Source organism: Pseudoflavonifractor sp. MSJ-37, from assembly GCF_018917965.1.
Classification (GTDB): Bacteria; Bacillota; Clostridia; order Oscillospirales; family Oscillospiraceae; genus Pseudoflavonifractor_A.
Genome location: NZ_JAHLPP010000001.1, coordinates 97,794 through 112,668, shown reverse-complemented (window position 1 = coordinate 112,668; position 14,875 = coordinate 97,794). Strand labels below are relative to the sequence as shown.

At 61.5% G+C, this 14,875-nt stretch carries 15 protein-coding genes; 6 read left to right on the top strand and 9 right to left on the bottom strand.

Annotated elements, in window-relative coordinates; all coding sequences use genetic code 11:
- Positions 1-112: 112 nt before the first annotated feature.
- The 4 genes from KQI12_RS00550 to KQI12_RS00535 are packed head-to-tail and all read right to left on the bottom strand — an operon-like array spanning position 113 to position 3,645.
- Complete coding sequence (locus KQI12_RS00550) at positions 113-1,663, bottom strand: ABC transporter ATP-binding protein (RefSeq protein ID WP_216569862.1); 1,551 nt, start codon at positions 1,661-1,663, stop codon at positions 113-115.
- Positions 1,664-1,704: 41 nt separating this feature from the next.
- A complete protein-coding gene (locus KQI12_RS00545; protein WP_216569861.1) occupies positions 1,705-2,622 on the bottom strand; it encodes an ABC transporter permease in 918 nt (305 codons plus the stop codon).
- Position 2,623: 1 nt separating this feature from the next.
- Positions 2,624-2,839, bottom strand: coding sequence for a hypothetical protein (locus KQI12_RS00540; RefSeq protein WP_253290824.1), 216 nt, complete (start codon positions 2,837-2,839; stop codon positions 2,624-2,626).
- A gap of 44 nt (positions 2,840-2,883) precedes the next feature.
- Positions 2,884-3,645: an ABC transporter permease gene (locus KQI12_RS00535; protein WP_216569860.1), complete on the bottom strand. Its 762-nt coding sequence runs from the start codon at positions 3,643-3,645 to the stop codon at positions 2,884-2,886.
- A gap of 520 nt (positions 3,646-4,165) precedes the next feature.
- Between KQI12_RS00535 and KQI12_RS00530 the strand changes: the two genes are divergently transcribed.
- From KQI12_RS00530 to KQI12_RS00505, 6 genes are all read left to right on the top strand, one after another.
- Positions 4,166-4,771 carry a TetR/AcrR family transcriptional regulator gene (locus KQI12_RS00530; RefSeq protein WP_216569859.1) on the top strand — a complete coding sequence of 202 codons (606 nt, stop codon included), beginning with the start codon at positions 4,166-4,168 and terminating at the stop codon, positions 4,769-4,771.
- A gap of 546 nt (positions 4,772-5,317) precedes the next feature.
- Complete coding sequence (locus tag KQI12_RS00525) at positions 5,318-6,283, top strand: phosphate ABC transporter substrate-binding protein (RefSeq protein WP_216569857.1); 966 nt, start codon at positions 5,318-5,320, stop codon at positions 6,281-6,283.
- An 80-nt stretch (positions 6,284-6,363) separates the two neighbouring features.
- Positions 6,364-7,239, top strand: a complete 876-nt coding sequence (gene pstC / locus KQI12_RS00520; protein WP_216569855.1) for a phosphate ABC transporter permease subunit PstC — start codon at positions 6,364-6,366, stop codon at positions 7,237-7,239.
- Between the two features lie 3 nt (positions 7,240-7,242).
- Positions 7,243-8,112: a PstA family ABC transporter permease gene (locus tag KQI12_RS00515; protein WP_216569853.1), complete on the top strand. Its 870-nt coding sequence runs from the start codon at positions 7,243-7,245 to the stop codon at positions 8,110-8,112.
- Entirely contained in the window at positions 8,069-8,818 is a 750-nt protein-coding gene (locus KQI12_RS00510) for a phosphate ABC transporter ATP-binding protein (RefSeq protein WP_216569851.1), read from the top strand. Before KQI12_RS00515 ends, KQI12_RS00510 begins: the two co-directional genes overlap by 44 nt.
- Before the next feature lie 46 nt (positions 8,819-8,864).
- Positions 8,865-9,332 (top strand): HAD family hydrolase, encoded by a 468-nt coding sequence (locus KQI12_RS00505; protein ID WP_216569849.1) that lies wholly within the window; start codon positions 8,865-8,867, stop codon positions 9,330-9,332.
- 69 nt (positions 9,333-9,401) lie between these two features.
- Here the strand turns inward: KQI12_RS00505 and KQI12_RS00500 are convergent, their stop codons facing one another.
- The 5 genes from KQI12_RS00500 to KQI12_RS00480 form a co-directional block, all read right to left on the bottom strand.
- Complete coding sequence (locus KQI12_RS00500) at positions 9,402-10,931, bottom strand: L-fuculokinase (RefSeq protein WP_216569847.1); 1,530 nt, start codon at positions 10,929-10,931, stop codon at positions 9,402-9,404.
- A 6-nt stretch (positions 10,932-10,937) separates the two neighbouring features.
- On the bottom strand, positions 10,938-11,738 hold the full coding sequence (locus KQI12_RS00495) for a class I fructose-bisphosphate aldolase (protein ID WP_216569845.1): 801 nt from the start codon (positions 11,736-11,738) through the stop codon (positions 10,938-10,940).
- A 43-nt stretch (positions 11,739-11,781) separates the two neighbouring features.
- A complete protein-coding gene (locus KQI12_RS00490; RefSeq protein ID WP_216569844.1) occupies positions 11,782-12,651 on the bottom strand; it encodes a MurR/RpiR family transcriptional regulator in 870 nt (289 codons plus the stop codon).
- Between the two features lie 118 nt (positions 12,652-12,769).
- The gene (locus KQI12_RS00485) at positions 12,770-13,906 is read right to left on the bottom strand and encodes a glycerate kinase (RefSeq protein WP_216569842.1); all 1,137 of its coding nucleotides are present in this window, start codon (positions 13,904-13,906) and stop codon (positions 12,770-12,772) included.
- 1 nt (position 13,907) lies between these two features.
- The gene (locus KQI12_RS00480; RefSeq protein ID WP_216569841.1) at positions 13,908-14,870 is read right to left on the bottom strand and encodes a D-2-hydroxyacid dehydrogenase; all 963 of its coding nucleotides are present in this window, start codon (positions 14,868-14,870) and stop codon (positions 13,908-13,910) included.
- Positions 14,871-14,875: the final 5 nt, after the last annotated feature.

Sequence of the window (14,875 nt, the reverse complement as noted above, 5' to 3'; positions counted from 1 at the left end):
CTTTTAACGTCGGACGGGAGCGACGGGGGGCCTCCCTCATTATTGGGAGAACGCCCAAAACGTGCCGTTTGATTTGACACGCTGTTCCTGAAGTAAAGTGACGTTTGGTGGATCAGGCACCGACGCCGGACGCCTCTTTCTCCTTCACGATGTCCTCATAGCGGATGCCCGCCATCATCATGCTGATCTCGTGGATGGGGGTATCCGGGGGGACGATGCCCATGATCTGGCCCTCATACATGACGGCCACCCGGTCGGACAGAGTCTGGATCTCCTCCAGTTCGGTGGAGACCAGGAGGACAGCCGCACCGCGGTCCCGCTCGTCCACGATGCTCTGCTGGACGAAGCTGGTAGCGCCAATGTCCAGGCCGCGGTCCGGGTGCATGGCGATCAGGAGCTTGGGGTTCCGTTCGATCTCACGGCCCAAGACCACTTTCTGCTGGTTGCCGCCGGACAGGTTCTGGATCAGTTCGTTCCTGGACGGAGTCTTGACCTTGTACTTTTTGATGATCCCATCGGTGTACTGGTTGATCTTGTTCCACTGGAGGAACATCCCCTTCAGGAAATCTTTCTTTCGGGTGTTCATCAGCAGGACGTTCTCACTCAGGTTCATCGGCATGATCACGCCGCGGGCCAGGCGGTCGGCAGGAATGTGGGAGACCCCGGACTCCAACACCGCCTTGGGGGCTGCATTGGTCATATCCTGTCCATTGATGCTGACCTTTCCACTTTCGACTTTCATGAGTCCGGTGATGCAGTCCACCAGTTCGGACTGGCCATTTCCGTCCACGCCGGCGATACCCAGGATCTCACCGCTCCTGATGGTCAGGTCGATCCCTTTCAAGCCGCCATGTTCAGTGCCCTTAGCCACCACATTTTCCATCTGAAGGATCGTCTGCTGAGCCGCTGGGTCGATGTCCGCCTTCTCATACACCATGCTGACCGGCTTGCCCACCATGAGGGTAGCCAGATCCTGCTTGTTCGTATCAGCGATATCCACAGTGGCCGCTACCTCACCGAGACGGAGGACCGTACAGCGGTCACAGATGCTCATGACCTCTTGGAGTTTATGGGTGATGAAAATGATCGTCTTTCCCTCACTGGTCAGGAGCTTGAACATATTGAAGAGTTCTTCTACCTCCTGAGGCGTGAGGACTGCGGTCGGTTCATCGAAGATGAAGAGTTTGGCGCCGCGATAGAGGGCCTTCAAGATCTCAAGACGCTGCTGTTGGCCCACAGTGAGCTGAGAGACCTTGGCATTGGGATCCAGCTCCATGTTGTACTGGGCCGCCAGCTCCGTCAGTTTCTTGGCCGCTGTAGTCAGATCCAGCATCGGACTCTTGTCCTCGTCCATGCCGAGGACTACGTTTTCGATAGCGGTCAGGGCGGGGATCAGCATGAAGTGCTGATGCACCATGCCGACGCCCAGCTTGATGGCCTTCTCCGGAGAGGTGATGTTGACCTTCTGTCCCTCCAGATAGACCTCGCCAGAGGTGGGGGAATAGAGTCCATACAGGATGTTCATCAGCGTGGACTTGCCCGCTCCGTTCTCACCCAAGAGGGCGTGTACCTCACCCTGTCTCACGGTCAGATCTACATTGTAATTCGCCCGAACGCCGGAGAAGTACTTGCAGATCTTTTTCATTTCAAGCGCATTAGCCATGATATCAAACCTACCAGTCTCTAATTAGATGGGTTCGGACCTCAGTCCTTGTCATAGGGGACGGTCTCAGCCGCAGGGCTGACAGACTTGCCGACCACACCGACCAGCGCGAAGATGGTCAGCAGATAGGGGATGGCCTGCAACAGTTCGTCGGGGAAGTTGGTCTGCATGGCAGCCATCTTGGCCTGGAGGGCCTGACCGCCGCCGAACACAAGGCCAGCCACCAGCGTGCCCAGAGGAGAATACTTGCCAAAAACGACTGCGGACAGGGCAATGTAGCCACGGCCGGCCACCATGTTCTCCGCGAACATGGACAACTGCGCGATAGAGAGATAAGCGCCGGCGATGCCGCAGAGCATCGTGCTGAAGATGACTGCGCCATAACGGACCCGGTATACGTTGATGCCCAGAGTATCGCAAGCCCGCGGATTCTCGCCTACAGCCCGTATCTTCAAGCCCAGCTTCGTCCGGAACAGGATGATATGCAGGATGATCAGCAGGATGACCGCCAGATAGGCCAAGATATTATACTTGAAGAACAGAGTCCCCAAGACTGGGATGTCACTGAGTACAGGGATATGCAAGGTGCTGAAGGATCTGGCCTGAGGCATATTAGAATTCACACCGAATACCACGCGGTTGAGCGTGGTGGAGAGGCCCAAGCCAAAGATGTTCAGCGCGGCGCCCACCACAGTCTGATCCGCCTGGAGCGTGATGACTAGGAAAGCGAAGAGCACACCCACCAGTCCGCCGCTGAGCATAGCGGCCAAGATGCCGATCCAGGGACTCCCGGAGAATACGGCGCCGGTATATCCGGCGAAAGCACCGATGAGCATGATGCCCTCAGCTCCGATGTTCAGGATGCCGGCCCGTTCACCATAGACCAGACCCATGGCCGCGATGAGCATCGGCATCATCATTCGGATATCAGTATTGATGAAATCGATAATAGCTTCCATATCACTTATCTTCCTTCGCTCTGAGTTTGACCTGATGCTTCTTTCTCAGCTTGATGAAATAGTTGCTGCCGATGACGAACATGATGACCAAGGCCTGGAGGATATAGATCAAAGCGGAGGGGACGTTGGCGTCGATCTGCATCTGATTCGAGCCGGAACGGAGCGCGCCGAACAGGGTCGATGCCAGAACGATCCCGATGGGAGAGTTTCGGCCCAGCAGAGCGGCGGCGATGCCATCCCAGCCATAGCCGGGAGAAAAGTTTACACACGGAGCTGGATGCCCAAGATCTCCACAAGGCCAGCCAGACCGGCCAGACCGCCAGCCATGAACATGGCTCCCAGAGAGCGGCGGTCCGTATTGAAGCCAGCGTAACGGGCGGCCTCAGGGTTCAGACCTACGACTCGTGTCTCAAAGCCCTGACGCGTACGCCACAGGAATACATAGTAGAGCACCACACACAGCAGCGCGATCACGATGCCGAGATGGATACGGGTACCAGAGACCAGACGGGGCATCTGTGCCGTAGACAGGATCTTAGCGGACTGAGGCAGATCGCCTGGCTCTTTGATCACGTTGCCTACCATGTAGTTGACGAAGTAATTGGCCAGATAGTTGAGCATGATCGTCGTGATCATCTCGCTGGCGCCGAACTTGATCTTCAACGCACCCGCCAGCATCCCCCACAGGCCGCCGCCCACAAAGCCGGCGATCACCGCCAGAGGGATGTGGATCACAGCGGGGAGTGGAAAGTACAGGCCGACTATGGCACTGCATAGGCCGCCGATATAGATCTGTCCTTCCGCGCCCAAGTTGACCATGCCGCACCGTTTGGCCAGTGCATAGCTCAGGGCCGTGAAGATCAGCGGGGTGGTTTTTACGATGGTCTCGCCGATGGCGTTTTTGGACCCGAACGCGCCCTGGAGCAGGGCGGGGTATGCCGTAGTGACATCCAGACCCATGACGACGATCAGGATAGCACCGACCAACAGAGCGAACACGATGGCCAGGATCGGCATCAGCATGTTGCCCAAATTGGCTTTTCGGAAAGAAATATCTGCATCCATAAATGACTCCTCAACAAACTGCGAATGTATTTCCCGTGTTTTCCGAGCGCCATATCGGAGGTATTGCCGGCGCGAGTTTTCTCATCCGCATCTCTAGCGGACCGAGGGCGCCATGATACTCCACGAGAGAAGATATCATGATGGGGGAAAGGGCAAATCAGCCAGCTCTCGGCTCTCTGCCGCTCCGATCAACTATCCGGAATGCCGCCCGACCGATCTGGCTCAGTATCTGCGATTTCATCTCACGCCTCCTCTTCTCTGCTTCTCTTTGATTGACTACTCAATCAGTCAGTCAACTATGTACTTTATTCTACCGGACCGTTCTTGTAAAGTAAATACATATTTTGACCATGTATCTCATCATATGTCTGTGTAATATACACTATCCACATTTTGTGATCATGGTAGATCAATGGCTTGAAACTGATCGACTGATCGGTTATAATGTTCTCATAACGAATCGCCGGAGGTCATCCCTATGCGTGACAAAGAGTCGAAACAACGGATACTCGACGCAGCTCTCTCTGTCGTCGCCAAGCGCTCCATCAACGGCACTCGGATGCAGCTGATCGCCCAAGAGGCCGATATGTCCCAGGCCAATCTCCACTACCATTTCGCCACAAAAGAGCGTCTGCTCACGGCTCTCACGCATGAGGTCCAGGGTGCCTATGCCCGCTGGCGTTTGGATGCGGTGTCGGCCTGCGGCGACGATCTGGAGGCCCAGCTCCGTGCTTTTTTTCAAAACAAGAAACAGCAGATCCTGGAAAAACCAGATTACGACCGGGTGGAGTTCGACTTTTGGGTCACGAGCCAATCGGATGAGGCGATCCGCACGGTCTTTCGTCAGAACTTTCAGGAGTGGCATGCGCATATGGCCAGCGTGTTCCGGAAATGCCGACCGTCCCTGACCGAAGCGCAGGCCAGTCTGCTCGCCCGGTCCATGATGTCCATGATGAAGGGGGCCGCCATGCAGTTCCTGCTGGAGCCCAACTTTGATCTGGAGCAGTATTTCGATCTGTGCTTCCATCAGATCATGTACACCATCCGCTCCTATACCAGTGAGGAGCCAGTGAAAGAAGACTGACCATCTCCGTTCTAGCCATCTTTATACGATATGCGAAAAGGCAAGGGTATACAGAGTGGTCCTGATGGACTTCTCCGGCACCTTTGCCTTTTGTTTGGAATACTTTACCATATCTTTATCCAGATGGTCAATGGACATCCTCTCCAACTTTTTTACCATTTATATACAGTTTTCCGACTGCTTATATCAACTGATGTCTTGGACCGTTCATTCTGTCAAGTGGTCCTCCGCATCGATATGTTCTTAGGCCGAGTACGGATCTTGTTCCATCGTCTCTCAAAAACATATGGCGCATGCCCTTATACCATATATATCACAGGGGAATCCATCCCTGCTTTGCTCAGATTTTGTCCACCTGATGCAAACATTTCATCATCTCTTTATATCACTTCCGGCCGTTTTTCACCTTTCCTATCACTTCATTCGTTTCATCAATAAATGCAAGCCGTATTTATCGTTTGTCCTATCTTGTACTTTTCAGTCCTCCTATGTAAAATATACGTTACGATCAAGCATCAAAAAAAGATAGAAAAGAGGAATACCCCCATGAAAAAGCTCACCGCTTCTCTGATGTCCGCGGCCATGCTCCTGAGCCTGGCCTCCTGCGGCAGCAGCTCCGCTCCTTCCAGCACGCCCGCCGCCAGCGCCGCGGCTCCCGAGTCTACCCCCGCCGCACAGGAGGAAGGCTTCAAGTCCGACATCCTGTTCTGCGGCTCCACCTCCCTGTATCCCATCATGTCCTCCCTGGCCTCCTCCTTCACTGAGGAGTATGTGACCTGGGACAAGGTGGACCCCTCCTTCCCCGAGGAGAACATCTCTATCTACGTGGCCCCCGGCGGCTCCGGCGTGGGCGTCAGCGCCGCGGTGGACCACACCGCCGACTTCGGCATGCTGGCCCGTGACATCAAGGATTCCGAGAAGGAGGCCCTGGGCGCCAACTACTCCGAGTATGTCGTGGCCCGTGACGCCCTGACCGTCTCCGTCAACGCCCAAAACCCCATCTGTGACATCATGGATGACATGGACACCGACACCATCCGCGGTATCTTCGACGGCACCATCGCCACCTGGGACCAGGTGGACAGCTCCCTGCCCGCCGAGGCCATCAACGTGTACATCCGTGACCTGTCCGGCGGCGCCTATGAGGTGTTCCAGAAGGCCATCATGGGCGACAGCGAGGTCACTGCCTCCGCTACTCAGTCCGCCTCTATGACCGAGCTGGCCACCAACATCGCCAACGACCCCTGGGGCATCGGCTATGCCGGCTTCGGCGCCTACAACAAGGCCAATGCGGACAGTCAGGTCCTCTTCGCCATGAAGGTGGACGGCGTGGAGCCCACCGCCGAGAACATCATCAGCGGCGACTACACCGTCCAGCGTCCCGTCATGTTCGTCACCGGCGACGCGATCACCGAGCCCGAGCAGAAGTTCATCGACTATGTGTTCTCTCAGACCGGCTATGACGTGGTGGAGGCCAACGGCTACATCCCCGCCTTCACCCCCGCTGCCTGATCAGACTGCTGACACAGCAAAAAATGCCGCCGCCGGGCGGCATTTTTTGCTTGTATCCCATTCTGAAAGGAGGGCGCTCCATGCGCAAATGGATCGACCGGATCTGGTCCGCCGCCGTGGTCCTGCTGACCGCTCTGGCCGTGCTGGCTCTGGCCTTCGTCATCTACTTCATCGTCCGGGAGGCCCTGCCCACCTTCCGGGAGGTCCCGTTGAGGGACTTCCTGTTCGGCAGCCGCTGGATGCCGATCGACTACACCGGCTCCACGTCCTTCGGGATCTTCCACTTCATCCTGGGCACGCTCTATGTCTCCGCTCTGGCCATGCTGCTGGCGCTGGCCGTGAGTCTGGGGGCCTCCCTCTTCCTGTCCTGCGCCGTGGGGGCCCGGACCCGGCAGATCCTCTATCCCTTCATCGACCTGCTGGCGGGCATCCCCTCGGTGGTGTACGGCTTCGTGGGCCTGATGGTGCTGGTGAAGCTCTTCCTGAAGGCCGGCGTCCACACTGGCTCCTGCGTCCTGGCGGCGGCGATCGTGCTGGCCGTCATGCTCCTGCCCTATCTGGTCTCCTCTTGCAGTGAGACCATGCTCAAGGTCAAGTGCCGCTATGAGGGGGCGGCGGACGCGCTGGGCATCGACCGGTGGCACTTCGCCGCCACGGTGGTCCTCCCAGCCTCCTTCCGCAGTATCCTCCTCTCCATGATCCTGGCGATCGGCCGGGCCATGGGGGAGACCATGGCCGTCATGATGGTCATGGGCAACGCCAACCTCTTCCCCACTCTGCTGGGCAAGGGCGAGACCATCGCCTCGGTCATCGCCCTGGAGATGGGCACTGCCGTGGCTGGGAGCACCCACTACCATGCACTCTATGCCGCCGGACTGGTGCTGATGCTGATGCTCTTCCTGATCAACAGCGCGATCGGACTCCTGCGGCGCCGGTTCCTGAGAGAGGAGGTCTGATCCATGCGCATCCGTTCCATACTGGCCCGGCTCTGGGCCTGGGCCGGCATCCTGCTGACGATCGGCATGGTCCTGTTCCTCTTCGGCTTCGTGTTCTGGAAGGGCGCCGGGAGCATCAGCCTGGAGTTCGTCACCACCGCTCCGAAAGGTGCGGTACTGGGCATGGAGGGCGGCATCTGGCCCGCCATCGCGGGCAGCTTCTGCTTCACGCTCACCGCTGTGCTCCTAGGGGGCATCCCCGCTGTGGCGGCCGCCTTGTACATGGTGTTCTACTGCCGTCATAAAAAGCTCCAGTCCCTGATCCGAGCCGTCATCCAGTGCATCGCCGGGATCCCCTCCATCGTGCTGGGCCTCTTCTCCTACAGCTTTTTCGTCCGGGATCTGGGTCTGGGCCGGTGCATCCTCTCCGGAGGCATCGCTCTGGCGGTGATGATCCTGCCCTTCATCGAGGTCCGGGCCGAAAAGGCCTTCCGGGAGCTCCCGCCCCAGACGATCCAGTCCTCCTACGCGCTGGGATGCGCCCGGTCCTATACCATCTGGCACGTGGTGCTCCCCGCCTGCCGGGGAGAGCTGGTCTCCGGCGTGATCCTGGGGGCCTGTTACGCCATGGGGGCCACAGCGCCCCTGATCTTCACGGGAGCGGTGGCCTATGCCTCCGCCCCCACCAGCCTGCTCCAGCCCGCCATGGCCCTGCCCCTCCACCTGTATCTGCTGGTGGCCCAGGGGGCCACCTCGCTGGGGACGGCTTACGGCACCGCCTTCGTCATGATGGCGCTGATCCTGGTCAGCAATCTGCTGGCCACCCTTTTCACCGGAAGGAGCGAACGACATGGATCCCATCCTCACCCTGCGCGGCGTCAGCGCCGCCTATGACGGAACGCCCGCCCTGACGGGCATCGACCTGGATATCCCGGAGCGGCAGATCACCGCCATCATCGGCCCCTCCGGGTGCGGCAAGAGCACCCTCCTGCGCTGTATGGACGGGCTCCTTTTGGAGGAGCCGGACACCAGCGTCTCCGGTGACATCCGGCTGGACGGCACGGACATCCGTTCCCTCCGGCGGGAGGACCTGCGCCGGAGGGTCGGACTGGTGTTCCAGACCCCCACGCCCTTCCCCTTCTCCATCTACCGCAACCTGACCTACGCTCCCCAGTACTACGGCATCCGGGACAAGAAGGCACTGGATGCTCTGGTCCGGGAGACGCTGGAGACGGTGGGCCTCTACGACGAGGTGAAGGACGACCTGCAGAAGAGCGCCCGGAAGCTCTCCGGCGGCCAACAGCAGCGGCTGTGCATCGCCCGGGCCCTGACGGCCCGGCCGGAGGTCCTCCTGCTGGATGAGCCCTGTTCCGCGCTGGACGTGAAGAGCATCCAGGTCATCGAGTCCCTCCTGCTCCGGCTCCGGGAGCAGTACACCATCGTGATCGTCACCCACAATCTGGCTCAGGCCCGCCGGATCGCCGACCAGGTCGTGTTCCTCAACGACGGCCGCCTGGTAGAGACCGGCGACGGTCCCAGCTTCTTCGCCGCCCCTCAGCAGGAGGAGGCCCGCGCCTTCCTCTCCGGTGAGTTCGGCTGAACCGCCGCCGGAGCCCCCATCCCATCCTGATGAAGGAGGTCTGGTCATGCTCCAGATCGACATCCCCGGCCGTCCCAGCCTGGAGATCCGCCATGTAGTGCTGGACTACAACGGCACCATCGCCCGGGACGGCGCCCTCCTCCCCGGCGCGGCGGAGGCCATCCGCCGCCTGACTCCCCTGATCCCGGTCTATGTCCTCACCGCCGATACCTACGGCACCGTAGAGGCCCAGTGCGCCGGGCTCGGCGTGACGGTGCGCACCTTCCCCAAGGCGGGCGCAGCCGCCTGCAAGGAGGAGATCGTCCGTGGCCTGGGCGGCGGCGTGTGCGCCGTGGGCAACGGCTTCAACGACATCCCCATGTTCGACGCGGCGGACCTCCGTCTGGCCGTGATGGAGCGGGAGGGCATCTGTGCCGCCCTGATCGGTCACGCGGACGTGCTGGTCACTGCCCCAGAGGACGCGCTGGAGCTCCTCCTGAGCCCCGACCGCCTGCGGGCCACCCTGAGGACCTGAGGCGCAAGACGAGACGACCGCCGCCGGATACAAGGCCTGTATCCGGCGGCGGTCGTTCCATTTCGTCCGTCAATGCCGGCGGTCCAGCCGGCCGGCGATCTGATGATGGATGTCTCTCAAGGCGGGATAGAACTGCGTATACTCCCGGAAGTGGGCGTCATACTCGTCCTTGTTCCGGCTGTCCGGCGTATAGAGCCGGCCGACTTGGACCATGGCGGCGATGGCCTCGGCATAGGAGCCGAAATATCCGCCGCCCACCGCGCCCACGATGGCCGCGCCCAGCGCCGCGGCCTCGGAGACCTGCATGGCGTACACGGGCACCTGACAGACGTCCGCCTTGATCTGGAGGAACTTGGGCGTCCGGGCCCCGCCGCCGATGGCGCGGATCTCATCGACCGCGCACCCGGCGTCCCGCAGTGCCTCCACATTGGCCCGCAGTTCATAGGCCAGGCTGTCCAGCAGGCCCCGGGTGATGTCCGCCTTGGTGTGACAGGAGCGCAGATGCAGGAACGCTCCTGCCGCCGCCGCGTCCTGTATCGGCGTCTCCGCACCGTTCAGATGGGGCAGGACATAGATATCGGAGATGGTATCGGCGCTGTGATCGATGATGTAGGTATAGGGATCGACGCCCTCCCGCGCGGCACAGGCGCACTCCCACTGGCAGAATGCCTCCTTGTACCATTTCAGGAGGAGCCCGCCGCTCTGGTTGATGGACATGACCAGATGTCCGTCGGCGGCGATGTAGGGAGAGCAGGGGTAGTGATAGCGCAGGAGCTTCTCCCGGGAGGGGACCTCCGGGGCCAGCGCATCCAGCACCTCTACGGTGCCGGTAGCGTTCATCACCTGCCCTACCCGGGAGATGCCGCACCCGATCGTGCCGCAGGTCTGGTCGTGGGCGCCCACCACCACGTTCAGCTCCGCCGGAAGGCCCAGCTCCCGGGCCAGAGCGGGGCGCACCGTGCCCGCCGCCGTGCCGCTGGGCACGATCTCCGGCAGGCGCTCCCGCCGGATGCCAGCATAGTCCAGCACCAGCGGGTCCCAGTCGAAGTCGTGGACGTTCATCATCATGCCCCGTCCGGCCAGAGACCGGTCGATCATCGTCCGGCCCGTCAGCTTCCAGGTGATGAAGTCCCCGATGCACAGGTATTTCCAGACCCGGGCACACAGCTCCGGCTCGTGCTCCTGGAGCCACATGATCTTGTTCACCGCATAGATGGAGGAGAAGGGCAGGCCGGTGCGGCACTGGAAGGTCTCCTCGTCCCCGTGCTCCTGCCACCAGCGGAGCTGGGGCAGGGTCCGGCTGTCCACCGTGGTGATGAAATGGTAGAGGGCCGTCCCGTCCGCGGCCAGCGGCACCACGGCCTGTGCCGGAGAGGATACCGCCACCGTGAGGAGCTGACCATCGGTCTCGGCCGCCAGCGTCTGAAGGACCGCGCAGCAGGCGCTCCAGATCTGTTCCGCGTCCAGCTCGCACCAGCCGTCCCGGGGCGTCAGCAGGGGATAGCTCTGATAGGCATAGCTGATGGTCTTGCCAGCGGCATCGAACGCCATGGCTTTGACGCCGCTGGTACCAACATCAAGTCCGGCAAAGTACCCCATGGCTCATCAGCCGTTGAGGACCGTCATGGCGTCCTCCACCGTACCGTCATCGTTCACGATGCAGTTGAGGGCCATGACCATGCGGGTGGGATCTTTGTACTCCCAGACGCCGCGGCCGTAGGTGACGCCGGCGGCGCCGGCATCCATCAGGTCCCGGGTCTGCTGGAGGAACGCCTTAGGATCGGCGAAGTTGTCGCCGCCGGCGGCCACCACCCGGGTGGGACAGGCCTCGACCACCTTGGCGAAGGTCTCCGCACTGCCGGAGTAGGAGGTCTTGATCACGTCCACGCCCAGCTCGGCGCCCAGGCGGACACAGTAGCGCAGGTTCTCATAGGAGGTGCGCTTATCGGTGGGGATGAACTCACCCTTGGGGTAGATGTGGGCCACCACGGGCATGCCCCAGCGCTCAGCCTCCTTGGTCAGCTTGCCCAGCGCGTAGACCTGCTGCGGCTGGAACTCGCCGCCCAGGATCAGGCCCATGGACACGGCGTCGGCGCCCAGGCGCACCGCCTCTTCCACATCGGCGGTCTGGGTGTCCATGGTGGGCTGATAGGGGGAGAAGGAGGAGGCCTTCAGGATGAGGGAGGTCTTTCCGGCGAAGGGGGCGAAGCAGTTCTGCGCGATGCCCTTATGCATGGTGAGCGAGTCCGGCTTGCCGGCCACGATCTTGGCGATCACATCGTCGATCGGCATCAGGTTCTCGAAGATGCCGCGGGAGATGCTGTGGTCCACGGTGATGGCCAGCAGATGACCGGACTTATCGTTCAGCAGACGGCTCAGTCGGATGTCTTTTCCCAAATAACTCATTTCAAACACTCCTTATCTGTGTCGGGCCGTTCGGCCCCATCGTTCATACCTTCGTGGCGTCCAGAGAGCGCCGCGTCTTCTGCAGGTTCTCATAGCATTCCGCGTCGTGCTCCCGGAAGATCATGGTCAGCAGGGTGTCCAGGATCGTCAGCTGGGCGATGCGGGAGGCGAAGGATTCGCCCCGGTAGAGGGTCTCACGGGCCGAAGTGAACAGGCACACGTCGCCGTACTCTAAAATGGGGGAACGGCTGTGGTTGGTGATGACGACCGTGCGCGCCCCGTTCTGTTTGGCGATGGCCAGAGATTCGATCGTGGACAGGGTAGCGCCGGAATGGGAGATGGCGACCGCCGTGTCCCCCTCTCCCATCATAGCCGCCGCCATGCGCTGCATATTGGCGTCTGTGTAGGCATAGGCCGGGATCCCGATGCGCAGGAACTTGTTCACCGCGTCCTCCGCCACGTTCTCTGAACCACCCAGAGCGAAAAAGACCACCCTCCGGGCGCTGGCGATCAGCTCCGCGGCGGCCTCCGCCTTCTGGGGGTCCAGGACCGCCAGAGTCTCGTTCAGCGTGTTCGCGTAGGAACGGAACACCTTCCGCGCGATGCTGTCCGCCGTATCGTCGGGGCTCATCTCCTCATAGAACTGGAGGGCCGGAGCGATCGTGTCCTGTGCCACGAAGATCTTCAGTGCCTGGAAGCCTTTGAAACCCAGTTTCTTGGAGAAGCGCACCAGAGAGGCCTCACTGACGCCGCACTGCTCCGCTACCTCCCCGATGGACATATGGATGATCTCGCCGCTGTTGGCCTTGATATAGTCCCGGATCGTCTGCTCCTTCGCCGTCAGCGGCACCGCGTGGCACCGCATCAGAAAGGAAGCGCCCGTCTGCTCCGGCATCGCGCCTGTCTGTTCCATCTCAACACCTCGGTCTCTATCATACCGCAGATCAAAGTTTATTTCAAGCATTTTAGAAAATTATTTTCATGGTTCTCCATATCATCACCATTATGCGAAACTTTTTTCCGCAATCAGCTCAGGACTGTTCCGCACAGCGGTAGAGGCGCAGGACGTCCAGCAGGGTGCGCCGATAGTCCTCCTCACAGCGGCCGCAGAGCTTGGGATAGCCCACCGCAGTTCGGTCCGTGGGGAAGATCGCGGTGACGCCCAGATCATAAGCGGCATCACTACTGTCGTCCGCGGAGCCTACGATGGCCACCAGCGGGATGCCTTTCGGTCTGGTCCGCCGGGCCACGCCGGAGATCACCTTGCCCTGGACGCTCTGGGCGTCGATGCGGCCCTCCCCGGTGATGACCAGATCCGTGCCCTCCAGCTGGCGGTCGAAGCCCAGCATATCCAGCACCGCGTCGATGCCGGAGCGCAGTTCGGCCCTCAGGAAGGCCACCGCGCCCGCGCCCAGACCGCCGGAGGCCCCGGCCCCCGCCTGATCCGCCACCGAACGGCCCAGGTCCTCCCGGATCCGCCGGTCCAGCGCCCGCAGGCCCGCGTCCAGACGGCGGACCATGGCCGGATCCGCCCCCTTCTGGGGGCCGAACACATAGGCGGCCCCGTTCTCGCCGAAGAGCGGGTTCTCCACGTCGCACATGACGGTGATCCGGACTCCCTCCAGCCGCTGTTCCACGGCGGCGGTGTCGATGTGGGCGATCTGGTCCAGATCGCCGCCGACGGGCACGAAGGCCCGTCCGGCGGCATCCCGGAACTCCGCGCCCAGCGCCGCGGCACAGCCGCATCCGCCGTCGTTGGTGGCGCTTCCGCCGATGCCCAGCAGGATATGGCGGCATCCGTGTTCCACCGCGTGGCGAATCATCTCTCCCACGCCATAAGTGGTGGTGCGCTCCGGATCGCCCCGGTCCCCTGCCAGGGGCAGGCCGGCGGCCGCCGCCATCTCGATGACGGCGTGGTCCCCCCAGCGGGCATAGACGGCCTCCACCGGCGCGCCGAAAGGCCCAGTGACCGTCACGGTCACGGGATCAGACTCTTCCACTGCCTCCAGGAAGCAGGCCACGGTGCCCTCGCCGCCGTCCGCCACCGGGAAGGTCCGCACCCGGCACTCCGGGAAGATCCGGGGGATCGTCTCCTTCGCGATGCGGCAGATGTCGATGCTGGACAGAGTCCCCTTGAACGAGTCAGAGATGACGATGCACTGTTCCATCTCAGCTCACCACATTGGTCGGCGCGCCCGCCACATAGGACCGCAGGTTCTCCACGGCGATGTCCATCAGGCGCTGGCGGCTCTCCTTGGGGGCCCAGCTGATATGGGGCGTGATGATGCAGTTCTTCGCCGTCAGCAGGGGGTCGTCCCCCCGGATCGGCTCGGCTGCCACCACGTCCACACCGGCGGCGTAGACCTTCCCGCTGTTGAGGGCGTCGGCCAGGTCCTGCTCCACCACCAGCGGGCCTCGGCTGTTGTTCAGCAGGATGACTCCGTCCTTCATCTTCGCGATGGTGTCCTTATTGATGATGCCTCTGGTCTCCGGGAACAGCGGGCAGTGGAGAGCGATCACGTCGGACCGGGACAGGAGCTCGTCCAGCTCCACATAGTCGGCGATGACCCGCCCGCTCTCTGTGGCATGGCTGTCATAGGCGATGACCTCCATGCCAAGCGCCTTGGCGATCCGGCCGGTGGCCTGTCCGATGCGGCCGAAGCCGATGATGCCCATGGTCTTGCCCGCCAGCTCGATCAGCGGGTAGTCCCAGAAGCACCAGTCCGCGCAGTGTTCCCACCGTCCCTCATGGACCGCCCGGTCGTGATGGCCCACATGGTGGCAGATCTCCAGCAGCATGGCGATGGCGAACTGTCCCACGGCGTCGGTGCCATAGGTCGGCACGTTGGACACTACGATGCTCCGTTCCCTGGCGGCGGCCACATCCACCACGTTGTAGCCGGTGGCCAGCACACTGATCAGCTTCAGATCCGGACACTGCCGGATCACGCTGCCGGAGAGGGGCGTCTTGTTGGTGTAGACCACCTCGGCGTCGCCGATGCGGGCCAGGATCTCCTCCTCATCCGTCAGGGACGTGCGGTCATAGACCGTCAGGTCGCCGAACTGGGCGATGCCCTCCCAGCTCAGGTCGCCCGGGTTCTCCGTATATCCGTCCAGGATCACGATCTTCATGATGC